The 24,315-nt window shown below is 47.5% G+C and carries 23 protein-coding genes and 1 other annotated feature; all 23 genes read left to right on the forward strand.

Going from position 1 to position 24,315, the window contains the following annotated elements:
• The first annotated feature begins 23 nt into the window (after positions 1-23).
• The 23 genes from ispD to fusA all read left to right on the forward strand — a co-directional run bounded on the left by ispD (position 24) and on the right by fusA (position 24,304).
• Positions 24-722 carry a 2-C-methyl-D-erythritol 4-phosphate cytidylyltransferase gene (gene ispD, locus M3661_RS26725; protein WP_251490011.1) on the forward strand — a complete coding sequence of 233 codons (699 nt, stop codon included), beginning with the start codon at positions 24-26 and terminating at the stop codon, positions 720-722.
• A gap of 41 nt (positions 723-763) precedes the next feature.
• Positions 764-1,246: a 2-C-methyl-D-erythritol 2,4-cyclodiphosphate synthase gene (gene ispF, locus M3661_RS26730; protein ID WP_028532528.1), complete on the forward strand. Its 483-nt coding sequence runs from the start codon at positions 764-766 to the stop codon at positions 1,244-1,246.
• A gap of 43 nt (positions 1,247-1,289) precedes the next feature.
• Positions 1,290-2,738: a glutamate--tRNA ligase gene (gene gltX / locus M3661_RS26735; protein WP_028532527.1), complete on the forward strand. Its 1,449-nt coding sequence runs from the start codon at positions 1,290-1,292 to the stop codon at positions 2,736-2,738.
• A gap of 623 nt (positions 2,739-3,361) precedes the next feature.
• The gene (gene cysE / locus M3661_RS26740) at positions 3,362-4,108 is read left to right on the forward strand and encodes a serine O-acetyltransferase (RefSeq protein WP_251490013.1); all 747 of its coding nucleotides are present in this window, start codon (positions 3,362-3,364) and stop codon (positions 4,106-4,108) included.
• A 29-nt stretch (positions 4,109-4,137) separates the two neighbouring features.
• On the forward strand, positions 4,138-5,553 hold the full coding sequence (gene cysS / locus M3661_RS26745) for a cysteine--tRNA ligase (protein ID WP_142546703.1): 1,416 nt from the start codon (positions 4,138-4,140) through the stop codon (positions 5,551-5,553).
• A gap of 43 nt (positions 5,554-5,596) precedes the next feature.
• Positions 5,597-6,076, forward strand: a complete 480-nt coding sequence (locus tag M3661_RS26750) for a Mini-ribonuclease 3 (protein WP_028532525.1) — start codon at positions 5,597-5,599, stop codon at positions 6,074-6,076.
• Between the two features lie 34 nt (positions 6,077-6,110).
• The gene (gene rlmB, locus M3661_RS26755; RefSeq protein WP_028532524.1) at positions 6,111-6,854 is read left to right on the forward strand and encodes a 23S rRNA (guanosine(2251)-2'-O)-methyltransferase RlmB; all 744 of its coding nucleotides are present in this window, start codon (positions 6,111-6,113) and stop codon (positions 6,852-6,854) included.
• Between the two features lie 11 nt (positions 6,855-6,865).
• Positions 6,866-7,405 (forward strand): NYN domain-containing protein, encoded by a 540-nt coding sequence (locus M3661_RS26760; protein ID WP_021252475.1) that lies wholly within the window; start codon positions 6,866-6,868, stop codon positions 7,403-7,405.
• 206 nt (positions 7,406-7,611) lie between these two features.
• On the forward strand, positions 7,612-8,271 hold the full coding sequence (sigH, locus tag M3661_RS26765) for an RNA polymerase sporulation sigma factor SigH (RefSeq protein ID WP_021252474.1): 660 nt from the start codon (positions 7,612-7,614) through the stop codon (positions 8,269-8,271).
• 475 nt (positions 8,272-8,746) lie between these two features.
• Positions 8,747-8,896, forward strand: coding sequence for a 50S ribosomal protein L33 (gene rpmG, locus M3661_RS26770; protein ID WP_019420680.1), 150 nt, complete (start codon positions 8,747-8,749; stop codon positions 8,894-8,896).
• A gap of 38 nt (positions 8,897-8,934) precedes the next feature.
• The gene (gene secE, locus M3661_RS26775) at positions 8,935-9,126 is read left to right on the forward strand and encodes a preprotein translocase subunit SecE (protein ID WP_028532522.1); all 192 of its coding nucleotides are present in this window, start codon (positions 8,935-8,937) and stop codon (positions 9,124-9,126) included.
• A 23-nt stretch (positions 9,127-9,149) separates the two neighbouring features.
• On the forward strand, positions 9,150-9,683 hold the full coding sequence (gene nusG / locus M3661_RS26780; protein ID WP_021252472.1) for a transcription termination/antitermination protein NusG: 534 nt from the start codon (positions 9,150-9,152) through the stop codon (positions 9,681-9,683).
• 76 nt (positions 9,684-9,759) lie between these two features.
• Entirely contained in the window at positions 9,760-10,185 is a 426-nt protein-coding gene (gene rplK, locus M3661_RS26785) for a 50S ribosomal protein L11 (protein WP_021252471.1), read from the forward strand.
• Positions 10,186-10,247: 62 nt separating this feature from the next.
• Positions 10,248-10,940 (forward strand): 50S ribosomal protein L1, encoded by a 693-nt coding sequence (gene rplA, locus M3661_RS26790; protein ID WP_021252470.1) that lies wholly within the window; start codon positions 10,248-10,250, stop codon positions 10,938-10,940.
• A gap of 104 nt (positions 10,941-11,044) precedes the next feature.
• Positions 11,045-11,210 (forward strand) — a sequence feature (ribosomal protein L10 leader region).
• A 61-nt stretch (positions 11,211-11,271) separates the two neighbouring features.
• A complete protein-coding gene (gene rplJ / locus M3661_RS26795) occupies positions 11,272-11,775 on the forward strand; it encodes a 50S ribosomal protein L10 (protein WP_251490016.1) in 504 nt (167 codons plus the stop codon).
• A gap of 46 nt (positions 11,776-11,821) precedes the next feature.
• Entirely contained in the window at positions 11,822-12,187 is a 366-nt protein-coding gene (gene rplL / locus M3661_RS26800; RefSeq protein ID WP_021252468.1) for a 50S ribosomal protein L7/L12, read from the forward strand.
• A 181-nt stretch (positions 12,188-12,368) separates the two neighbouring features.
• Entirely contained in the window at positions 12,369-12,983 is a 615-nt protein-coding gene (locus tag M3661_RS26805) for a class I SAM-dependent methyltransferase (RefSeq protein WP_251490018.1), read from the forward strand.
• 366 nt (positions 12,984-13,349) lie between these two features.
• Positions 13,350-16,892, forward strand: a complete 3,543-nt coding sequence (gene rpoB / locus M3661_RS26810) for a DNA-directed RNA polymerase subunit beta (RefSeq protein WP_021252466.1) — start codon at positions 13,350-13,352, stop codon at positions 16,890-16,892.
• Between the two features lie 152 nt (positions 16,893-17,044).
• Positions 17,045-20,668, forward strand: coding sequence for a DNA-directed RNA polymerase subunit beta' (rpoC, locus tag M3661_RS26815; protein WP_021252465.1), 3,624 nt, complete (start codon positions 17,045-17,047; stop codon positions 20,666-20,668).
• A 185-nt stretch (positions 20,669-20,853) separates the two neighbouring features.
• Positions 20,854-21,108, forward strand: coding sequence for a ribosomal L7Ae/L30e/S12e/Gadd45 family protein (locus M3661_RS26820; RefSeq protein ID WP_021252464.1), 255 nt, complete (start codon positions 20,854-20,856; stop codon positions 21,106-21,108).
• Between the two features lie 135 nt (positions 21,109-21,243).
• The gene (gene rpsL / locus M3661_RS26825) at positions 21,244-21,663 is read left to right on the forward strand and encodes a 30S ribosomal protein S12 (RefSeq protein WP_005544563.1); all 420 of its coding nucleotides are present in this window, start codon (positions 21,244-21,246) and stop codon (positions 21,661-21,663) included.
• 32 nt (positions 21,664-21,695) lie between these two features.
• On the forward strand, positions 21,696-22,166 hold the full coding sequence (rpsG, locus tag M3661_RS26830; RefSeq protein ID WP_021252463.1) for a 30S ribosomal protein S7: 471 nt from the start codon (positions 21,696-21,698) through the stop codon (positions 22,164-22,166).
• 62 nt (positions 22,167-22,228) lie between these two features.
• Complete coding sequence (gene fusA / locus M3661_RS26835) at positions 22,229-24,304, forward strand: elongation factor G (protein ID WP_021252462.1); 2,076 nt, start codon at positions 22,229-22,231, stop codon at positions 24,302-24,304.
• Positions 24,305-24,315 lie beyond the last annotated feature (11 nt).

Raw genomic sequence — 24,315 nt, forward strand, 5'->3', positions numbered from 1 at the left:
TACCATCATGGGGGTTAGTAAGGATGGACAGAGGGTTTGGCGTGGTCATAGTCGCTGCTGGCAGAGGCACGCGCATGGGCACGGAAGAGAGTAAGCAGTATTTGCATTTACAGGATAAGCCAGTAATCATCCATACCGTAGAGCGGTTTCAGTCCATGGAGGAGTGCGAATCGATCGCATGGGTAACCACGGAACAGGATTATGCGCGCTGCGAAGCATGGGTGAAACAATACGGATTGCATAAGGTTCAAGACATCGTTACAGGAGGCAAGGAACGTCAGCATTCAGTATATGCTGGCTTGCAGGCTCTGAAAGCGCGTGGACTCGAATATGTGTGCATCCATGATGGTGTACGGCCCTTTGTAGAGCCGGGCAGAGTAAGCGCATGTTACGATGCGGCCCGGCAGCACAGAGCGGCCGTATTGGCCGTTCCGGTCAAGGATACCATTAAGCAGGTGGACAAGTCCGGTATTATTACGGCAACACCCGATCGCAGCAGCTTATGGGCGATTCAGACACCACAGGCTTTCCGGCTTGCTGATGTAATGGCTGCTCATGAGCTCGCGGAGCAGGAGCAATTCGTGGGAACGGATGATGCGATGCTTGTTGAGCGGATGGGAATTGCTGTTCACGTAGTGGAGGGGAGCTACACGAACATTAAGCTAACGACGCCGGATGATCTGGATTGGGCTGCATGGTGGCTGTCTCGTCTTGAAGCTTAGCGAAATTGAATGTTGAGGCAGAAGGAGAGGGAGGCTTACGTATGATTAGAGTGGGACAGGGATTCGACGTGCACCAGTTAGTAGAGGGACGGCCGTGCATTATTGGCGGCGTTCATATTCCTTACGAGAAGGGATTGCTTGGGCATTCAGATGCTGATGTGCTTCTGCATACGGTAAGTGATGCAATTCTGGGCGCACTAGGATTAGGGGATATCGGCAAGCATTTTCCAGATACGGATCCTGCATTCAAGGATGCGGACAGCATGAAGCTGTTAGAGCATGTATGGCAGCTAGCTGTTGAGCGCGGTTATCGACTTGGCAACATCGATTGCACGATTATTGCACAGAAACCGAAGATGCTGCCGCATATTCCAGCGATGGTAGCGAATATCGCTCGCGCGCTCGGCGCAGAGGATTCGCAGGTGAATGTGAAGGCTACGACAACGGAACAATTAGGATTTGCTGGACGCGGTGAGGGAATTGCCGCACAGGCTGTTGTCTGCTTATTTCACAATATGGTATGATGAAATGATTAATGGAAAGACAAAGTACGGGAGTGAAGCAATCATGAATAACGATATTCGAGTTCGTTACGCACCAAGCCCTACAGGACACTTACATATTGGTAATACGCGTACGGCATTGTTTAACTATTTGTTCGCACGCCACCATGGGGGCAAGTTCATCGTTCGCATCGAGGATACGGACGTGAAGCGCAATGTGGAAGGCGGAGAAGAGAACCAATTTACGTATATGAAGTGGCTCGGCATGGATTGGGATGAGAGCATTGATGTAGGCGGGGATTTCGGCCCGTACCGTCAGACGGAGCGCTTGGATATCTATAATAAATATGTGGACGAGCTTCTAGAGCGCGGGCTTGCCTATCGCTGCTATTGTACGGAAGAAGAGCTTGCAGCGGAGCGGGAAGCACAAGTTGAACGCGGTGAAACACCGAAGTATTCCGGCAAGTGCTGCAGCTTGTCCGCTGAGGATCATGCACACCTGGAGGCAGAAGGCCGCAAGCCTAGCATCCGCTTCCGCGTGCCGCAAGGACGCTCGTATACCTTTAATGATATGGTTAAAGGTGAAATTACGTTTGAATCCGATACAACAGGCGACTGGGTTATCGTGAAGAAGGACGGTATACCGACTTATAACTTCGCGGTTGTCATCGATGACCATTTGATGCGGATGTCTCACATTCTGCGTGGAGAAGATCATGTGACGAATACGCTTCGCCAATTGATGATCTTTGAAGCGTTTGGATGGGAAGCGCCTGTATTTGGACATATGACGCTCATCGTAAATGAGAATCACAAGAAGCTCAGCAAACGGGATGAGTCGATCATTCAATTTATTGAACAATATGAGCAGCTCGGCTACTTGCCAGAGGCAATGGTTAACTTCATCGCATTGCTTGGCTGGTCACCAAAAGGGGAAGAAGAGATCTTCTCAATGGAGGAGCTCATCTCGATCTTTGACGAGACGCGCTTGTCCAAGAGCCCTGCTGTATTTGATACGAATAAGCTGACGCATATTAATAATACGTATATGAAGAAAGCAGAACCTGATCGCATTGCGGCATTGTCGATTCCTCACCTCCAGCGTGCAGGACGGTTGCCAGAGCAGCTGAATGAAGAGCAGCAAGCTTGGGCGGCTGCACTTGTGAAGCTGTATCAGGAGCAAATGAACTGTGCATCCGACATTGTGGAATTGTCGGAGATGTTCTTCCGTGAAGAACTTGTCATCGACGAAGAAGCTAAGGCAGTGCTCGCTGAAGAGCAGGTTCCTACCGTATTGGCAGCACTTCGTGCGAAGCTGGAAGCTGCAACGACTTGGGATGCAGATACGATCAAGGTATCCTTGAAGGAAGTTCAGAAGGAAACAGGCGCCAAGGGCAAAGGTCTGTTCATGCCGGTTCGTGTTGCAGTATCTGGGCAAATGCACGGCCGTGATTTGAATGAGACGATTGTTCTGCTTGGTAAAGAGAAGGTCCTAGCTCGCTTGAATGGATAGATCAGATTTGATGTTTTTGGATAGGATTTGATTCGAATGCACATGCGGATAACTTTCATCGATTGTTATTGTCATGCAGTAGGAGCTTCGAATATACTTAACGATAGAATCCTTTTCATTATTTCGTTCTGAAGGAAAGTCATGCTTCGTACAGTATGATTGAGCATACTAATAATAGCGTTGAACGGGAGAGTATAAGCGGGATAAAAATGAACAGAGAGAACGATCGAGATAAGGTAGACTATGGATCTGGTGTCCATCGCTCCTTACAGGCTGTGAGTCGTTCCATTTTTAAGCTTATGCGATGCACCCGGAAGCTCCGTCCTTGAGCATGTACCTGGTACATGGGTAGGGGGTGGCGAATCATCCGCGTTAAGGATGTTCAAGAGGGGCAACAAGTATTTGGCTATGTCATGGTTCTGTATCCGGTGTAAGTGGAGGATAGATAAACGATGGCAATAGCGGAGATATGATGTTGTCCAAGCAGAGTGGAACCGCGCATCGCGTCTCTGCAGCATCATGCTGCAGGGGCGTTTTTTATTGTGATGAATTTATGTATCCGCTTGTGTGTATGAGAGAGAGGAATGCTAACTCAATTCGCTGAGTTCCGGGGGGGACAGAGCATGTGGCGTGTCATTCGAAGAATGAAATCCGATGTGCAGGCGGTGTTCGATAACGACCCGGCGGCGCGCAACCGATTCGAAGTAATCTTTACCTATTCAGGCCTGCATGCCATCTGGGCGCATCTCATTGCACATCGGTTCTATCGTTGGCGCTGGTTTACGACTGCGCGCATTATTTCGCAAATAAGCCGGTTCATGACGGGAATTGAAATACATCCTGGAGCGAGGATTGGCCAAAGACTGTTTATTGACCATGGCATGGGAGTTGTCATTGGTGAAACCTGTGAGATTGGCGATGATGTAGTCATTTACCAAGGCGTAACACTTGGAGGTACGGGGAAAGAGAAGGGGAAGCGGCATCCGACGATTGGGAACAATGTCGTCATTGCTTCTGGATCGAAAGTGCTTGGCTCCTTCACTATTGGAGACAATTCAAGCATTGGAGCCAATTCCGTCGTGCTCCGGGAAGTGCCGCCGAACTGTACAGTCGTGGGCATTCCGGGACGTGTAGTGAAGCAGGATGGAGTGCGCATTGACCGCTTGAACCATGCCCAACTGCCTGACCCAGTGATTGATATGCTTCGAAGCATGCAGATTGAGATGGATGCATTGAGAGCTGAACTGCACCAACTTAAGCATCCCCAAGGCAGCGACGCTGATATTGCAGAGACTGAAAGTCAAAAAAGCCTGCCAGTTGAGGAGTCTGTCCAACAACCAAGGAAAGAACTTGAGAAAGTGAACAAATAATGCCCGAACATCAAGGAGGAGTGACTTGCATGACCTTGCACATTTATAATACGCTGACACGTACGAAAGAGCCGTTTCAGCCGATAGATCCGGATCGCATCACGATGTATGTATGCGGGCCAACTGTGTATGACTATATCCATATCGGAAATGCGCGGCCTGCGATCTTTTTTGACGTTGTCCGCCGTTATCTAGAGACGCTGGATTATGAAGTAAACTACATCGTGAACTTCACAGATGTTGATGATAAGCTGATCCGCAAAGCAGCTGAACTTGGATCTACGGTACCTGAGGTATCGGAGCGTTTTATTCAGGCTTTCTATGAGGATAATGATGGTCTTGGCATTCGTCGTGCATCGAATAACCCGCGTGTAACGGAAAATATGGAGGAAATCATCACCTTCATATCGGAGTTGGTAGCAAGCGGCAGGGCTTATGAGTCGGGTGGCGATGTATACTTCCGTACCAGAGAGTTTGCGAAGTACGGTCAGATCTCCCGTCAGAACGTGGATGAGCTCCAATTGGGTATTCGTATCGAAGTTGATGAGCGCAAGGAAGATGCTGCTGACTTCGTATTGTGGAAAGCAGCCAAGCCAGGCGAAATCTCATGGTCTAGCCCATGGGGAGAAGGTCGCCCTGGTTGGCATATTGAATGCTCTGCGATGTCGCGCAAGTACTTGGGTGACACGATTGATATCCATGGCGGTGGCCAGGATCTGCAGTTCCCACATCATGAATGTGAAGCAGCGCAGTCCGAATCCGTAACAGGCAAGCCGTTAGCCAATGTGTGGATGCATAATGGATACATTAATATTGATAATGAAAAAATGTCGAAGTCCCTTGGCAATGGAGTGACGGTTCAACAACTGCGTAAGCAATATGATCCAGCTGCGCTGCGCTACTTCATGTTGTCGACACACTATCGCAACCCACTGAACTTCAATGCAGAAGCGATGGAACAGGCGGAGAAGAGCGTCAGTCGCATAGCGAATGCAGTTGCGAATGTCCGCCATGCATTGGCATCTCTGAATACAGATCCATCTGTGCAGGAAGATGCGAACGAGGCACTTCAAGTGAAGATAGCTTCCATTCTAGAGACCTTTGATGCGAAGATGCAGGATGACTTCAATACGGCAGATGCCATTACTGCTGTATTCGAATGGGCAAGTGAGGCGAATTCGTATTTGCAGCAAGCTGATTCGCTTGCAGCTGGGGACTTGGAAGCATTGCTGGATGCCTTTGAAGCGATGAACGAGGTGCTTGGACTGGTATTGGAGAAGGAAGAGGAATTGCTGGATGAGGAAATCGACCAACTTATCCAAGAACGCAACGATGCTCGCAAAGCGAAAAACTGGGCGAGAGCCGATGAAATTCGTGATCTGTTAACCGAGCAGGGGATCGTTCTGGAAGATACGCCTCAGGGTGTGCGCTGGCGCCGAAAATAGTCGCAGCGGCATTACGGTCGACGAAGGAGCTTATGCATACGCAATGAATGATAATCAACAGGAACATCAATCGACAACAATAGAAGCAAGGTCAGGGGATGCTGGAACATGGCTGTTCCCTTTCGCCCCGACCAAGCGGCCGCAGCAACTTAATCCGATTGTACTCGCTTATATAGGCGATGCAATCTTCGAAGTTGCCATCAGACAATATCTTATATCACAGCCGAATCATCGGCCGAACCACCTGCATCGTGAAGCGACGGGGTATGTATCTGCCAAGGCGCAGGCGCGTGCGCTATCGCTTCTGATGCCGATATTAACAGATGAAGAAGCAGACGTCGTTCGTCAAGGACGCAATACGAAGTCCAGTGTGCCGAAAAGTGCGAACGTAAGTGAATATAGACAGGCTACAGCGCTTGAATCTTTATTCGGCTATTTATATCTGAATGAAAATTTTGAACGGATGCGGCAATTCGTTACTATGATTGTTCAAGCACATGGGACAGAACAGCAGCAAAAGTAAAAGGGAAACATCTAGACGGGAGGCACACTTACGCATGCATGAAGAAGAATATATTGCCGGGAAGCATTCGGTAACCGAGGCGCTCAAATCCGGGAGAACGATAAATAAAGTATGGATTGCGGAAAATGCACAAAAACATTTAACAGGGCCGATTATTGCAGAAGCCAAGAAAGCTGGCGTCGTGATTCAAATGGTCGATAAGCGCAAGCTCGATCAAATGGTCGAGGGGGTTCAGCATCAAGGAGTTGTCGCACAGGTTGCAGCTTATCATTATGTAGAAGTGGAAGATATTTTAGCTCAAGCTGAGGCTAAAGGAGAGACTCCGTTTCTGATCCTACTGGATGAGATCGAGGATCCGCACAATTTGGGTTCCATTCTTCGTACAGCGGACTGCACAGGTGCGCATGGCGTAGTTATTCCGAAGCGCCGCTCAGCTGGACTGACTGCTACGGTATCTAAGACTTCTGCTGGAGCTGTCGAGTATGTGCCGGTAGCCAAGGTGACGAATTTGGTTCAGACGATGCAGCAGCTTAAAGACCGTGGAGTGTGGATCGTAGGTACAGATGTAACAGCAACTCAAGACATTTATGAAGCGGATGTATTCAATCTTCCAATCGCGCTTGTCATCGGTAACGAGAATAAAGGAATGGGCAGACTTGTTCGGGAAAATTGCGATATGTTGTATAAGCTTCCAATGGCAGGGCAAATTAACTCGCTTAATGCGTCGGTAGCTGCAGGCATCTTCATGTATGAGGTCGTGCGCCGACGTCGCGGCTGAGGCTGCCCGGTATGGATCGGCAGGATTGGCGCGATGTGCTTCTTGTTGACGGCTACAACATGATCGGGGCGTGGCCGGAATTAAGAGAGCTGAAAGATAAAGACTTAGATGAAGCAAGAGAACGACTGTTAAATATGCTTGCAGACTATCTAGCATATTCCGGCCGAAGAGTAATTGTGGTATTCGATGCATATCGCGTTCCTGGCCTAGGCGCCAAATACACCCAGGGTAAAGTCTCTGTACAGTTTACGAAGGAGAAAGAGACAGCGGATGAATGCATCGAGCGTCTTGCCAGGGAACTTGGGCATCGCCGCCGTCAAATCTACGTAGCAACATCGGACATGACAGAACAGAACGTAGCTTTTGCACAAGGTGCACTTCGTATTTCGGCACGCGAGCTGAGGCTCATTATTGTACAGGCCCGGCGTGAGGTGGAGACGAAGATTCGTGAACAGGCGCTGCAGCCGATCAAGCGTAACCCGATTGAAGGCAAGCTTAAGCTGGATCAACTGCTTAAGCTTGAACGGCTGCGCCGTGGGGAAGAAGATTGAGTAGCGTAGGACAGGAGCATGAGCGTCATTTTCAACGTTATTATTGGCGTATGCAGTCAAATGCATAGACTTATTTTGGAATAATGCTCAAATTCCGCACAGGATAAGGCTTCCTTTGGTTGACGATGATAGATAGATTCATATATACTGAATCTATCATTTGTGATGTAACGGGTGGATTGCGTTGCAGGCCGGAGGGATTGCTAGTGAGTGTTGACCTCAAAGTATTAAGCACCTCCTCATACGATCGTTCGTCGGATGAACAGCTAGTCGACGCGGTCAGGGAGGGAGATAGCGAAGCGCTCGAATACTTAATTAACAAGTACCGCAATTTCGTTCGAGCAAAAGCACGCTCATATTTTCTAATCGGCGCTGACCGTGAGGATATTGTTCAAGAGGGCATGATCGGATTATACAAGGCAATCCGTGATTTTAAGGGAGACAAGCTGGCATCATTCAAGGCATTCGCCGAACTGTGCATTACGAGACAGATTATTACTGCGATTAAGACGGCGACGCGCCAGAAGCACATACCATTGAATTCTTATGTGTCGTTGGATAAGCCGATATATGACGAAGATTCAGATCGCACCTTGCTAGATGTGATTGGTGGCTCGCGGGTGTCTGATCCAGAAGAATTGATCATTAATCAAGAAGAATTCGTTGGGCTCGAGGACAAGATGTCTGAAATTTTGAGCGATTTGGAACGGAAAGTGCTCATGTTGTACTTGGATGGGCGTTCCTATCAGGAAATTGCCGTTGATCTGGATCGCCACGTCAAATCGATAGACAATGCGCTGCAGCGAGTCAAGCGAAAGTTGGAGCGATATTTGGAATTACGGGATGGCGGGGATAGCGGATGTTAATTAGTCGAATACAGATGTAGGAGCTTATCAACCTAGTATGGGAGATAGGCTCTTTTTCATTGTGTACATAGGGAAGTAACTGTCCCCGGTTGAAGGCAACTAATTTTACATCGAAAGTTTACGAGAATGAAGGTTTAGATTGCGTAATATTCCACCATACTGATAGCGACTAGGAACATTAGTGATCTTTTCCTTTGTCAAGCAGCTGTCGGATATGATAGAGTGAATGACATCGCCCCCCACGGCGTCAACATCTTATCATTGACATCATTTGCCCCTTGTGATAAAGTGTTTTAGGTAGCCCTAAATATGCGTACGTATTTACTGAATAAGAAATGATTGGTTATTAGACTGAGAGTGGATTATTCAGCGAACAAGAGACGATTTGTCCCCCTGTAGAAGGATGGTCAATCCGTTTCTGCTTGGGGAAATTCGACGCTTCTTATCATTAAGGTGTCTTCAGGAGGTGTACTACATGCGGGTAATCGTTACGATGGCTTGCACGAACTGCAAACAACGCAACTATACGACAACAAAGAACAAACGTAATCACCCAGACCGCATTGAGTTGAAGAAATTCTGCAAGTTCTGCAACGAGCATACTTCTCATCGCGAAACGAGATAAGTCTGATGGAGGTGTAGTCCGTGGCTTTCTTCGGGAAACTGAAACAAAGTTTCGGTTCGATGTTTTCCTTCTTTGCCGACAGCTGGGGTGAATTAAAAAAGGTTCGCTGGCCCAGTCGTAAAGAACTGACAAGCTATACGATCGTCGTTTTAGCCACGGTTATCTTTATGACGCTTTATTTCTGGGTCCTTGATATCGGAATTTCCGCGATAGTCGAAGCGATTATTTAATAAAGTCCCAAGGTGGCTTAGTTATGGAAAAAAGATGGTACGTTGTTCATACCTACTCAGGTTATGAGAACAAAGTTAAAGCCAATTTGGAAAAGCGCGTTGAATCCATGGGCATGGAAGACAAAATATTCCGCGTTCTTGTTCCGATGGAAGAAGAAATGGTAAACAAGGATGGCAAAAAGAAAGTTGTCATGCGTAAAGTTTACCCGGGTTATGTTTTGGTTGAAATGATTCAGACGGATGAGTCTTGGTATGTTGTTCGCAACACGCCAGGGGTTACCGGATTCGTCGGATCTACCGGCTCTGGTTCAAAGCCTATTCCACTGTTGCCTGAAGAGGTCGATCAGATCTTAAAGACAATGGGCATGGAAGATCCGAGAGCAAAAGTCGATTTCGACTTGAAGGAATCGGTTCGCATTATGGTAGGGCCTTTCGCAAACTTCGTCGGTACGGTCGAAGAGATCATTACAGACAAGCAGAAGCTTAAGGTTCATGTCAACATGTTTGGAAGAGAAACCCCTCTTGAGTTGGATTACCACCAAGTGGAGAAGATCTAATACATCTTTCTATTGGTTTCTACTGTGAGATAGGGCAACCTGAACCTCACATAACTAGCGCAAGGAGGTGTTTGAAATGGCGAAAAAGGTCATTAAAGTCGTTAAATTGCAAATTCCAGCGGGTAAGGCGAATCCAGCGCCTCCGGTAGGTCCAGCATTGGGTCAAGCGGGTGTCAACATCATGGCGTTCTGTAAGGAATTCAATGCGAAAACAGCTGATCAAGCAGGTTTGATTATTCCTGTAGAAATCTCTGTATTCGAAGATCGTTCCTTTACGTTCATCACGAAGACTCCACCGGCTGCAGTATTGTTGAAAGTAGCGGCTAAGGTCGAAAAAGGTTCCGGTGAACCGAACACGAAAAAAGTTGCAACAGTGAAACGCGACGTTGTACGTCAAATCGCTGAGCAAAAAATGCCTGACCTGAACGCAGCATCCGTTGAATCGGCTATGCGTATGGTTGAAGGTACAGCTCGCAGCATGGGCTTTGTCGTAGAAGACTAATACGTTCTTCTTTGGCGCATGTGGGAGGTTAATCCGTTAAAACCACAAAGGAGGAAATAATCATGGCAAAACGTGGCAAGAAATATGTCGAAGCTGCAAAGCTTATCGATAGAGATGCTGCTTATGAGTCGATGGAAGCCATTGAGTTGGTTAAGAAATCGGCTACAGCAAAATTCGACGAAACAGTTGAAGTTGCTGTTCGCTTGGGTGTAGACCCTCGTAAACAAGACCAAGCTGTTCGTGGGGTAGTTGTACTTCCACACGGTACAGGTAAAACAAAACGCGTTCTCGTCTTTGCAAAAGGCGAAAAAGCAAAAGAAGCAGAAGCAGCTGGTGCTGATTTTGTAGGCGATCAAGATATGATCAACAAAATTCAACAAGGCTGGTTCGACTTCGATGTCTGCGTAGCTACGCCAGACATGATGAGCGAAGTAGGTAAATTGGGACGTATCCTCGGTGGTAAAGGTCTCATGCCTAACCCTAAAGCTGGTACGGTTACATTCGACGTTACTAAAGCTGTTCAAGAGATCAAAGCTGGTAAAATCGAGTACCGTCTGGACAAAGCAGGACAAATCCACGCACCAATCGGTAAAGCTTCTTTCGATGCAGACAAGTTGCATGACAACTTCAAAGCGTTGATCGATGCATTGAACCGTGCGAAGCCAGCAGCGGCTAAAGGCGTGTATTTGAAAAACATCGCGGTTTCTTCCACGATGGGCCCTGCAGCACGTGTGAACACAGCATCTTTCCGCTAAGATTTATTCTTTAGTGGGAATCTGTTGGCAAGTTTTGTGAGTGGTTGACATGGTTCAACTGTCCATGCTATGCTAATAGAGTTGCTAACACATGATGTGCAATTAACTTTTGAATAATCGTACCGTAGACAGTAGGTGCCGAAAGGCTTAATCTCCTACCGAGGTGTTCGAAATAGACTGAGTGCTTGGAGCGTGTCGTTGACACGTCTGCGCACCAAGTGCTATCGTGATGCCTCTGTAGTAAACTGCAGAGGCTTTTCTTATGCTGAAGTAGGTAGAAGATCTCGGACAGGATGCGGTGTTAAGTAGAACCTTGTAGGAGGTGGAACGAGTGGCAAACGCAAAAGTAATCGAAGCGAAACAGCAAGCTGTACAAGATATCGCTGAGAAATTCCGTAGCAGCGCTACAACGGTTGTTGCTGACTACCGTGGATTGACAGTATCTCAAGTTACTGAACTTCGTAAGCAACTGCGCGAAGCAGGCATCGAATTCCAAGTATTGAAAAATACATTGGTACGCCGTGCGACAGCAGCAGCTGAGTTGTCTGAACTTGATGAAGTATTGTCTGGTCCGACAGCTATCGCATTCAGTCGTGAAGACGCAGTAGCACCTGCGAAAATCTTGAACGACTTTGCAAAGAAAAACGAAGCTCTTGAAATTAAGGGTGGAGTAGTTGAAGGTCGCGTCGTTGACGTGGATCAAATCAAAGCCTTGGCAGCATTGCCTTCCCGCGAAGGTTTGTTGTCCATGTTGCTCAGCGTGCTCCAAGCACCAATGCGCAACTTCGCATTGGCTGTCAAAGCCGTTGCAGAGAAGAACGAAGCGGAAGCGTAAGCTTAATCGCGTAACATACACTTTATTAAATATGGAGGTTTAACAAATGAGCAAAGAGCAAATCTTGGAAGCCATCAAAGGCATGTCCGTATTGGAATTGAACGACCTTGTTAAAGCAATTGAAGAAGAATTCGGCGTAACTGCAGCAGCTCCTGTAGCTGTAATGGGTGGCGCAGCTGGTGATGCTGGCGCAGCTGAACAAACTGAGTTTGACGTAATCTTGACTGCACCAGGCGCAGGCAAAATCAACGTTATCAAAGTTGTTCGTGAAATCACTGGTCTTGGCTTGAAAGAAGCTAAAGACTTGGTAGACAACTGCCCGAAACCATTGAAAGAAAAAGTAAGCAAAGAAGAAGCAGAAGCAGTAAAAGCGAAGCTCGAAGAAGCTGGCGCATCTGTAGAAGTGAAGTAATCTCTGCTTGCAAAGTGCGAACCCCTTGGAACTTGTTTTCAAGGGGTTCGTTGTCTAAGATACGACTTACCGATTTAGCTTAGGTGTCATCGAATACGAAGTGTAAATAGGGAACTCGACGCGCATCTTAGCCAATGAACGATAGCACTTTTTATTTTTACCATGACAGGAAGGGATCAAGATGGCAGGGCATTATTACAGCAAGCGTCCAGATGTAGAGCATAATCGCAAGAAATGGACGGTATCCTTGCGAGGTATGCAGCTAGCATTCGTGTCGGATGCCGGTGTATTTTCCAAAGGTGGTGTCGATTACGGCAGTCGAGTGCTGATTGATTGCATGGACATTCCTGAAGACGCCACCGTTCTTGATGTCGGCTGTGGCTATGGGCCGATTGGATTAACAGCTGCAAAACTGGCTAAGCGCGGACGAGTAACGATGGTAGATGTGAATGAGCGAGCCTTAGATTTAGCGAGAGAGAACGCTCTTCTAAATGGAGTCCATAACGTCACGATTCAAGAGAGTGATGGCCTCAATGCGCTAGGTAGTGAGCATTATTCTGTTATTCTCACCAATCCGCCGATTCGTGCAGGCAAAGAGGTTGTTCATCGCATCTTTGAACAATCCTATGAGCATTTAGCAGACGGAGGTTCTCTATGGATTGTCATTCAGAAGAAACAGGGAGCGCCATCAGCGGAAGCGAAGCTGCAGCAGTTGTTTGGAGAAGATAACGTAGAGTTAGTTGTGAGGGACAAAGGGTATCGGATCTATCAAGCGAAGAAATCATTTCCAAGTTGACTCTGAGTGCCCAATATGGTATTATTATAAAATGTCAGTATTAGGATGGACTCCATGTCTACACATGGCCCAAATGTCAAGCCTTTTTTTGAAAGGATGCATACATTTTTGCGAAATGACGTATAATGTTTACATTTTGGGCAAGTCTATCGGATATGTAGTTGTATCGTCAACAGGAAACGGCGACACGGGGGAAAACGGCGTCCATCGCATTTGCGTTTTGCCGTGAACGTGCGTTTTTCTTTTTTCTGACATTTTGTACTATATTATTTGTTTTTAGAGTCTCTTTCGTGGACTTTATTATAAAGGATACCGAAAAGGATTCGCAATCCATTTTTGTGAGTAGACATGAGGGGTGAGTTAAAGTTGGCAGGACATCTTGTTCAATATGGACGACGCACTCGGCGCAGTTATGCGCGCATCAAAGAGGTACTCGAAGTTCCGAACTTGATTGAAATCCAACAGAAATCGTATCAATGGTTTTTGGACGAAGGATTGCGCGAAATGTTCCAAGATATTTCGCCGATTCAGGATTTCACAGGTAATTTGGTTTTGGAATTTATCGATTACAGCTTGGGTGAACCCAAATATACAGTCGATGATTCGAAAGAACGCGATGTAACTTATGCGGCGCCGCTCCGCGTCAAAGTGCGCCTTCTTAACAAAGAGACCGGAGAGGTCAAAGAGCAGGAAGTGTTTATGGGTGATTTCCCGCTCATGACGGAAACGGGCACGTTCGTCATTAATGGTGCTGAACGTGTAATTGTCAGCCAGTTGGTTCGCTCTCCGAGTGTCTATTTCAGTACTAAAGTTGACAAGAACGGGAAGAAAACTTACACGGCGACAGTTATTCCGAATCGTGGTGCATGGCTGGAACTTGAGATGGATGCGAAGGACATTATCTATGTTCGTATCGACCGTACTCGTAAAATTCCAGTTACAGTATTGCTGAGAGCACTCGGATTCGGTACAGACGAGCAAATCTTAGATTTGCTTGGCCATGATGAGTATATCCGCAATACGCTGGACAAAGATAATACGGATTCAACAGAGAAGGCTCTGATTGAAATCTACGAGCGTCTGCGTCCGGGCGAGCCTCCTACACTCGAGAATGCAAGAAGCTTGCTGATTGCACGTTTCTTCGATCCGAAGCGCTATGATCTAGCGAATGTAGGTCGTTACAAGATTAATAAGAAGCTTCACATTAAGAACCGTTTGTTCAATCAACGCTTGGCGGAATCGCTTGTTGATACAGAAACAGGCGAAATCATTGCTGAAGCAGGTCAAGTTGTTGACCGTCGTCTCTTGGACGAAATTCTGCCTCGTCTTGAAAGCAATGTAGGTTTCAAAACCTATCATGTGGCAGGCGGAGTTATGGAGTCGGAAGATATTCCGGTTCAAGTCATCGACGTGTTCTCGCCAATTGAGGACGGTAAAGTTACTAAAATTATTGCAAACCGCAATATCGACAAGTCCGTGAAGAACATTACTCCAGCGGATATCATTTCGTCGATCAACTACTTTATTAACTTGCTGCACGGAATTGGTAGCACAGATGATATCGACCACTTGGGTAACCGTCGTCTGCGTTCCGTTGGTGAATTGCTGCAGAACCAGTTCCGTATCGGTTTGTCCCGTATGGAGCGCGTTGTGCGCGAGCGGATGTCCATTCAAGATGCGAACGTGATTACGCCACAGGCGCTCATTAACATTCGACCGGTTATTGCATCCATTAAAGAGTTCTTCGGTAGCTCGCAGTTGTCTCAGTTCATGGATCAGACGAACCCACTTGCGGAACTTACGCATAAGCGTCGTCTGTCTGCACTCGGACCTGGTGGTTTGACGCGTGAGCGCGCGGGCTTTGAAGTTCGTGACGTCCATCCATCCCACTATGGCCGTATGTGTCCGATCGAGACTCCAGAGGGTCCGAACATCGGTTTGATCAACTCCTTGTCTACGTTTGCTCGAGTGAACGAGTATGGCTTCATTGAAGCACCATATCGTTGGGTCGATCCGAAGACAGGGCAGGTTACAGAACAAATCGATTACATGACTGCTGACGAAGAAGATAACTATGTAGTCGCACAGGCGAATGCACCGCTGAATGAAGACGGCACATTCCGTGACGAAACAGCTATCGTTCGTTACAACAAGCAATCAGATAACATCTTGACGATGCCTACGGATCGTGTTGACTACATGGACGTATCGCCGAAGCAGGTTGTGTCGGTAGCGACAGCGCTCATTCCGTTCTTGGAGAACGATGACTCCAACCGTGCGCTCATGGGATCGAACATGCAGCGGCAAGCGGTGCCTTTGCTCATACCAGAAGCTCCGTTTGTTGGTACAGGAATGGAATACAAGTCTGCAAAAGACTCTGGTGTATGTATCGTCTCCAAAGTAGACGGTGTCATCGAGCGTGTTACAGCGAATGAAGTTCAAGTTCGCAAGGTTGAAGTGATTGATGGTAAAGAGGTCAGAGGTGACCTCGTCAAATATAAATTGCAGAAGTTTATGCGTTCCAACCAAGGAACATGCATTAACCAACGTCCACTTGCCAAGAAAGGCGATATCGTTAAGAAAGGCGACATCTTGGCGGACGGCCCTTCCACAGAGGTCGGTGAATTGGCCCTTGGACGCAACGTTGTTGTCGCGTTCATGACATGGGAAGGTTACAACTACGAGGATGCGATCTTGCTCTCCGAGAAGATGGTGAAAGAGGATGTATACACGTCCATTCACATCGAAGAGTACGAGTCCGAAGCTCGTGATACGAAACTTGGGCCAGAAGAGATTACTCGTGATATTCCGAACGTCGGCGAAGAAGCGCTCAAGAACTTGGATGAGCGCGGAATCATTCGCGTCGGTGCGGAAATTAAAGACGGTGACATTCTCGTTGGTAAAGTAACACCTAAAGGGGTTACGGAACTGACAGCAGAAGAACGCCTCTTGCATGCAATCTTCGGCGAGAAGGCGCGTGAAGTACGTGATACTTCCTTGCGTGTGCCTCACGGTACTGACGGTATCGTCGTTGATGTTAAAGTATTTACACGTGAGAACGGGGACGAACTCCCTCCAGGTGTGAATCAACTCGTTCGTGTTTATATTGCCCAAAAACGTAAAATTTCCGAGGGTGATAAGATGGCGGGACGCCACGGTAACAAGGGTGTCATCGCACGTATCTTGCCTGAAGAAGATATGCCGTTCCTTCCGGACGGTACGCCTGTTCAAGTCGTCTTGAACCCACTAGGGGTACCATCGCGGATGAACATCGGTCAGGTACTCGAGGTTCACTTGGGTATGGCGGCACGTTATCTTGGTATGCACATGGCTACTCCGGTATTCGACGGTGCTACAGAGTATGACGTGTTCGATACGATGGAAGAAGCAGGCATGCAGCGCAACGGTAAGACAATCTTGTACGATGGTCGTACAGGTGACCCGTTCGAGCGCGAAGTTACGGTTGGTGTCATGTACATGATCAAGCTCGCACACATGGTTGATGATAAGATCCATGCTCGTTCTACTGGACCATACTCTCTCGTTACGCAGCAGCCGCTCGGTGGTAAAGCACAGTTCGGTGGTCAGCGCTTCGGGGAGATGGAGGTATGGGCACTCGAAGCCTATGGTGCAGCTTATACATTGCAAGAGATTCTTACAGTCAAGTCCGATGATGTCGTCGGCCGCGTGAAGACGTATGAATCGATTGTGAAGGGCGAAAATGTTCCTGAGCCAGGTGTTCCTGAATCGTTCAAGGTTCTTATCAAAGAGCTGCAAAGCTTGGGTATGGATGTCAAGATCTTGACAGAGAACGAAGAAGAAATTGAGATGCGTGAAATCGATGAAGATGACGATATTCCGCAGGATAAGTTGAATCTCGGCATGGATGACGAGTACGTCACCGAGTAAGCTGCCGAAGTCGTATAACGTTGGATCGGACGGTGGCCGTTAGCGAATTGCTATACGGCCACCGCCAGCCCATATATGGTTCGAACACAGAATTCCGCTCCTGTGTACTGACAGAGCGGTACACTCAAGTACAGATTAAGGAGGGTCGCTCCTTGATGGACGTCAACAATTTTGAATTTATGAAAATCGGGCTTGCCTCTCCCGAAAAGATTCGTTCTTGGTCCCGTGGCGAAGTCAAGAAGCCGGAAACGATTAACTATCGTACGCTCAAACCGGAGAAAGAAGGTTTGTTCTGCGAGAAGATTTTCGGACCGACGAAGGACTGGGAGTGTCATTGCGGTAAATACAAGCGTGTACGTTACAAAGGCGTTGTCTGTGATCGATGCGGCGTTGAAGTAACACGCCAGAAGGTGCGCCGTGAACGGATGGGCCATATTGAATTGGCTGCTCCTGTATCGCATATTTGGTACTTCAAGGGAATTCCAAGCCGCATGGGCTTGGCGCTGGACATGTCTCCACGCTCCTTGGAAGAGATCATTTACTTTGCTTCTTATGTTGTAACAGAGCCTGGGGATACACCTCTTGAGAAAAAGCAACTGCTTTCCGAGAAGGAATATCGCAGCTACCGTGAGAAATATGGTCATGCATTCCAAGCAGGTATGGGTGCTGAAGCAGTTAAGAAGCTGTTGCAAGATTTGGATGTTGAGAAAGAACTTGAAGTGCTGAAGGAAGAGCTTCGTACGGCACAAGGCCAACGCCGCAACCGTGCGATCAAGCGACTAGAAGTAATCGAGGCATTCCGTAACTCTGGCAACCAACCAGATTGGATGATTCTCGATGTTCTTCCGGTTATTCCTCCAGAGCTTCGTCCAATGGTACAGCTCGATGGCGGTCGCTTCGCGACGTCTGACTTGAATGACCTGTATCGCCGTGTTATCAACCGGAACAACCGCTTGAAGCGTTTGCTTGATTTGGGTGCTCCAGACATTATCGTGCAGAATGAGAAACGCATGCTGCAAGAAGCAGTAGACGCCTTGATTGATAACGGACGCCGTGGTCGTCCAGTAACAGGCCCTGGTAACCGTCCATTGAAATCGCTCAGCCATATGCTTAAAGGTAAGCAAGGTCGCTTCCGTCAGAACTTGCTCGGTAAACGGGTTGACTACTCTGGTCGTTCCGTTATCGTCGTAGGTCCTTACTTGAAGATGTACCAATGCGGTTTGCCGAAGGAAATGGCGCTTGAGCTGTTCAAACCTTTTGTCATGAAAGAACTCGTGAATAAAGGTTTGGCACACAACATTAAGAGCGCGAAACGTAAAGTAGAGCGCATTAGCCCGGAAGTATGGGACGTTCTCGAAGAGGTTATTCGTGAGCACCCAGTCTTGCTTAACCGTGCACCAACACTTCACCGTCTCGGTATCCAAGCATTTGAACCGATTCTGGTAGAAGGGAAAGCAATCCGTCTTCACCCACTCGTATGTACAGCCTACAACGCTGACTTCGACGGTGACCAAATGGCGGTTCACGTTCCGTTGTCTGCAGAAGCACAAGCAGAAGCTCGTCTTCTTATGCTCGCTTCCGGCAACATCTTGAACCCGAAAGACGGTAAGCCAGTTGTAACACCATCTCAGGATATGGTTCTTGGATCCTTCTACTTGACGATGGACAACAAGGAAGCTAAAGGAACAGGCATGATCTTTGGCTCCGTCAATGAGGCTGTATCTGCTTATCAACGTGGTTCAGCATCCTTGCATGCACGTGTTGCAATTCCAGTACGTGAATTGGGCAAGTCTGACTTTACTGAAAAACAACAAGATGCGTTCCTCATTACAACGGTTGGACGTATCATTTTCAACGAAATATTCCCGGCAGATTTCCCGTACATCAATGAGCCGACGAAGCGCAATTTGTTCGAGGGAACACCGGATCATTATTTCGTATACGAGAAAGGCGCGAATATTAGAGAGATAATCGAAAATATTCCGCAAACAGGTGGGGTAGGTAAAGACTATCTTGGTCAAATTATCGCCCGCTGCTTCGATGTATTCCATACAACGAAGACTTCGGTTATTTTGGATCGAATCAAGGAGATCGGCTTTACGTATTCCACAAAAGCAGGTATCTCGATTGCTGTATCCGACGTTATCGTACCGCAAGAGAAAGTGGATATCTTGAAGGAATCCGAAGAGAAGGTACGTGTCATTACAAATCAGTATCGTCGTGGTCTGATTACGAATGAGGAACGTTACGATCGTGTTATCGAGGTATGGTCGAACACGAAAGATCGTATTACCGAGATTTTGATGAAATCGATGGAACGCTACAACTCCATCATGCTCATGGTTGACTCCAAAGCACGGGGTAACAAATCGCAGATTACTCAGCTGGGTGGTATGCGTGGTTTGATGGCCAACCCGTCCGGTCGAATCATCGAGTTGCCAATTAAATCGAACTTCCGTGAGGGCCTGACGGTCTTGGAATACTTTATTTCCACTCACGGTGCGCGTAAAGGTCTCGCGGATACGGCTCTTCGTACGGCGGACTCGGGTTACTTGACTCGTCGTCTCGTGGACGTTGCACAAGACGTTATCGTTCGTGAAGAAGATTGCGGTACGGATAAAGGCTTCTTAGTAGCAAACATCTCCGACGGTAAGGAAGTTATCGAAGGCTTGTATGACCGTATCGAAGGTCGCTATTCCGGTGAAACGGTTCGTCATCCGGAGACAAAGGAGATCCTTGTTAACCGCAACGAACTGATTGATACGGATAAGGCTGAATTGATCGTCAATGCTGGCGTCAAGAAGATGATGATCCGTTCCGTACTCAGCTGCCGTGCTCGTCACGGTGTATGTAAAATTTGTTATGGTCGCAACCTAGCGACTGGTAAGCACGTTGAAATTGGTGAATCTGTTGGTATCATCGCGGCTCAGTCCATCGGTGAACCAGGTACACAGCTCACCATGCGTACGTTCCATACCGGTGGTGTCGCGGGTGACGATATTACACAAGGTTTGCCGCGTATCCAAGAGTTGTTCGAGGCGCGCAATCCGAAAGGGCAAGCGATTATTTCCGAGATCGATGGTGTGGTTAAAGAAATTCGCGAAGCGAAAGATCGTCGCGAAATCGAAGTCCAAGGTGAGGCAGAGTCCAAAGTGTACTCCGTCACATACGGTTCTCGTGTCCGCGTAAGCGAAGGCATGGCAATCGAAGCCGGCGATGAGATTACAGACGGTTCTATCGACCCTAAAGAAATGCTCCGCATTAAGGGTATCCGTGGCGTTCAGAACTACATCTTGCAGGAAGTTCAACGCGTATACCGGAACCAAGGGGTAGAAATTAACGATAAGCACGTTGAAGTTATGATCAAGCAAATGCTTCGCAAAATCCGTATCATCGATGCGGGTGAAACGACATTGCTTCCAGGGTCATTCGTTGACATGCATGAATATGAAGCAGCGAACAAAGAAGCGATCCTCTCTGGCAAGGAACCTGCTGTTGCGAAACCGATCTTGCTCGGTATCACGAAGGCATCCTTGGAGACAGACTCCTTCTTGTCTGCAGCATCCTTCCAGGAGACGACTCGCGTTCTTACTGATGCAGCGATCAAAGGTAAAGTCGACCAATTGCTCGGCTTGAAAGAGAACGTTATTATCGGTAAGTTGATTCCTGCAGGTACAGGTATGAACCGTTATCGCAGCGTTAAAGTGATTAATCCGCTTGACGAGGAAGTAACGGAAGAATCCTTAGATGCAGCAGGAGTTGGCGCTGCGGAGTAAGCTCTACTATAGAGGTTTCAAATGAGGTGGTTGGCGCTGTCTAGATGGCGCCAACCTCCATTTTTGTGACAAATATATCGTTTTAAAAAAGAAGTTATGAAATTGCTTGACACTGGGTAAACGAAGTGCTATTATGTCGTAGTGTGCCCAAGACAAAGACCTGTACTTTTGGAGGAACATGCATCATGTGTAATGAAAAAGGTTTACAGGATGCAACAATTCGTATTGGGACGAAGCAAACATTGAAGATGGTTGAACTTGATAAAGCCATCGAGGTGTACATTGCCGAAGACGCTGATGAACACGTTACATCGAAAGTCGTAAGCTTATGTGAGAAGAAGGGCATCAAATTGACATATGTCAGCACGATGCGCGACCTTGGCAAGGCATGCGGCATTGAAGTAGGTGCAGCCGTCGCAGCTGTCGTTGAAGAAGAATAAGGAAGCCATTGTTTTTGTAACAGAAGAAATTCTGGGGCAAAGACATTTCATTTGTTCATTTATGAACCACCTGGATCTGTGGACTTAGATGAATGATTTGTGAAGGTGTCGATAATATGGGAAGGGGGTGCCAACATGCCAACAATTAACCAATTGGTACGTAAGGGCCGCAAAGATAAAGTAACTAAATCCAAATCCCCAGCTTTGCAAAAAGGTTTCAACGCGTTGAAACGCGAAGAAACGGATTTGAGCGCGCCACAAAAACGCGGTGTCTGCACTCGTGTAGGTACAATGACTCCGAAGAAACCGAACTCCGCGCTTCGTAAATATGCTCGTGTTCGCTTGACGAACCGTGTAGAAGTTACAGCGTACATCGGTGGTATCGGCCACAACTTGCAAGAGCACAGTGTTGTTCTCGTTCGTGGTGGTCGTGTAAAAGACCTTCCGGGTGTTCGTTACCACATCGTTCGCGGTGCATTGGATACTGCAGGTGTAAACAATCGTATGCAAGCTCGTTCCAAATACGGTACGAAGCGTCCTAAAGCTAAGAAATAAGAAGTTAATGCTACTCAGAAAGGGGGATTCACATGCCACGCAAAGGTCCTGTTACTAAGCGCGACGTGTTGCCGGATCCGGTGTATAACAGCAAGCTTGTTACTCGCTTGATCAACCGCATCATGCTCGACGGTAAACGTGGTGTTGCTCAATCGATCTTGTACAACTCTTTCGAAATCATTCGTGAGCGTACAGGCAACGATCCTATGGAAGTATTTGAAGCAGCACTGAAAAACATCATGCCAGTCCTTGAAGTTAAAGCTCGCCGTGTAGGTGGTTCTAACTATCAAGTACCTATCGAAGTTAAACCTGAGCGCCGCACATCCTTGGGATTGCGCTGGTTGGTTAACTACTCCCGCAACCGCGGTGAGAAAACGATGGAAGAGCGTTTGGCAGCAGAGATTATCGATGCTTCCAACAACACTGGTGCAGCAGTTAAAAAACGCGAAGATACGCACAAAATGGCTGAAGCGAACAAAGCGTTTGCTCACTACCGTTGGTAGGATAAAGCTGTTTTGGTCTCGATATTCGAGTAACCAAACCCAATTTGAAGGGAGACCATACCATGGCAAGAGAGTTCTCCTTAGCAAATACGCGTAACATCGGAATCATGGCTCACATCGATGCCGGTAAAACAACAACTACGGAACGTATCTTGTTCTACACAGGCCGTACTCACAAAATCGGAGAGGTGCATGAAGGCGCCGCTACGATGGACTGGATGGAACAAGAACAAGAGCGTGGTATTACGATCACTTCCGCTGCGACTACAGCGCAATGGAAGGGCCATCGTGTAAATATCATCGACACTCCGGGGCACGTTGACTTTACGGTAGAGGTTGAGCGTTCCCTTCGCGTATTGGACGGAGCAGTAGGCGTGTTCTCCGCTAAAGAAGGCGTAGAACCGCAATCTGAAACGGTATGGCGTCAAGCTGACAAGTACAGCGTACCTCGTATCGCTTACGTTAACAAAATGGACATCATCGGCGCTGATTACCTCAACGTTATTGAGTCCATGAAGGATCGTTTGCAAGCGAACGCTGTTGCAATTCAGCTGCCTATCGGTGCAGAAAACGACTTCACAGGTATCATTGATTTGATGGAAGAGAAAGCTTACATCTTCAAAGATGACTTGGGTAAAGAAGTTGATGAAACAGAAGTTCCTGCTGAGTTCAAAGACAAAGTCGCTGAACTTCGTATGGAAATGATCGAGAAAATCGCAGAACTCGACGAAGAGTTGATGATGAAATACCTCGAAGGAGAAGAGATTTCGGTTCCAGAACTGAAAGCTGCTCTTCGTAAAGGGGTATGTAATGTTCAAATCTTCCCAGTAGTATGTGGTTCTTCTTACCGTAACAAAGGCGTACAGCTCATGATTGACGCTGTCGTTGACTACTTGCCATCCCCACTTGATGTACCTGACATTAAAGGTCATCTTGAAGATGGTGAAGAAGAAGTTCGTCATTCTTCGGACGAAGAGCCGTTCTCGGCACTTGCGTTCAAGATCATGACTGACCCTTATGTTGGTAAGTTGACGTTCTTCCGCGTTTACTCTGGTGTATTGAACTCCGGTTCTTACGTCTTGAACGCGACAAAAGGCAAACGTGAACGTATTGGCCGTATCCTTCAAATGCATGCGAACAGCCGTGAAGAAATCGCTACAGTACATGCTGGCGATATCGCTGCTGCCGTTGGTTTGAAAGATACCGGTACAGGCGACACACTCTGCGATGAGAAGTCTCCGATCATCTTGGAATCCATGAACTTCCCAGATCCGGTTATCAGTATCGCAGTTGAGCCGAAGACAAAAGCAGACCAAGATAAAATGGGTACTGCTTTGTCGAAATTGACAGAAGAAGACCCAACACTCCGTGTTTACACTGATGAAGAGACAGGTCAAACGATCTTGTCCGGTATGGGTGAGCTTCACCTTGATATCATCATCGACCGTATGCGTCGTGAGTTCAAGGTTGAGACGAACGTAGGTAGCCCACAGGTTGCTTACCGTGAGACATTCCGTCAACAAGCTAAAGTTGAAGGTAAATTCGTACGTCAGTCCGGTGGTCGTGGTCAATACGGTCACGTATGGATCGACTTCGAACCTCTCGAAGCAGGATCAGGATTCGTGTTCGAGAACAAAATCGTTGGTGGCGTAGTCCCTCGTGAATACGTTCCTGCGGTTCAAGCTGGTATTGAAGAATCGATGAAGAACGGTGTCTTGGCAGGCTTCCCATTGGTTGACCTCAAGGCTACTATCTTCGACGGTTCCTACCATGATGTTGACTCCAATGAAATGGCGTTTAAAATCGCTGGTTCCATGGCGCTTAAAGCTGCTAAGGACAAGTGTAAGCCAGTATTGCTTGAGCCAATCATGAAAGTAGAAGTTACAGTACCAGAAGAGTATATGGGCGACGTTATGGGTATGTTGAACTCCCGCCGTGGTCGTATCGAAGGTATGGATACTCGTGCAGGTGCACAAATTATCCGTGCTAAGGTACCTCTCTCCGAGATGTTCGGTTACTCCACAACATTGCGTTCCGGTACTCAAGGACGCGGTGTGTTCTCTATGGAACTCTCTCACTATGAAGAAGTTCCTAAGAATATCTCCGAAGAGATTATCGCGAAGAACAAAGGCGAATAATTTCGCTTCTG

Source organism: Paenibacillus sp. MER 180 (genome assembly GCF_023713665.1).
Taxonomy (GTDB): domain Bacteria; phylum Bacillota; class Bacilli; order Paenibacillales; family Paenibacillaceae; genus Paenibacillus_B; species Paenibacillus_B suaedae.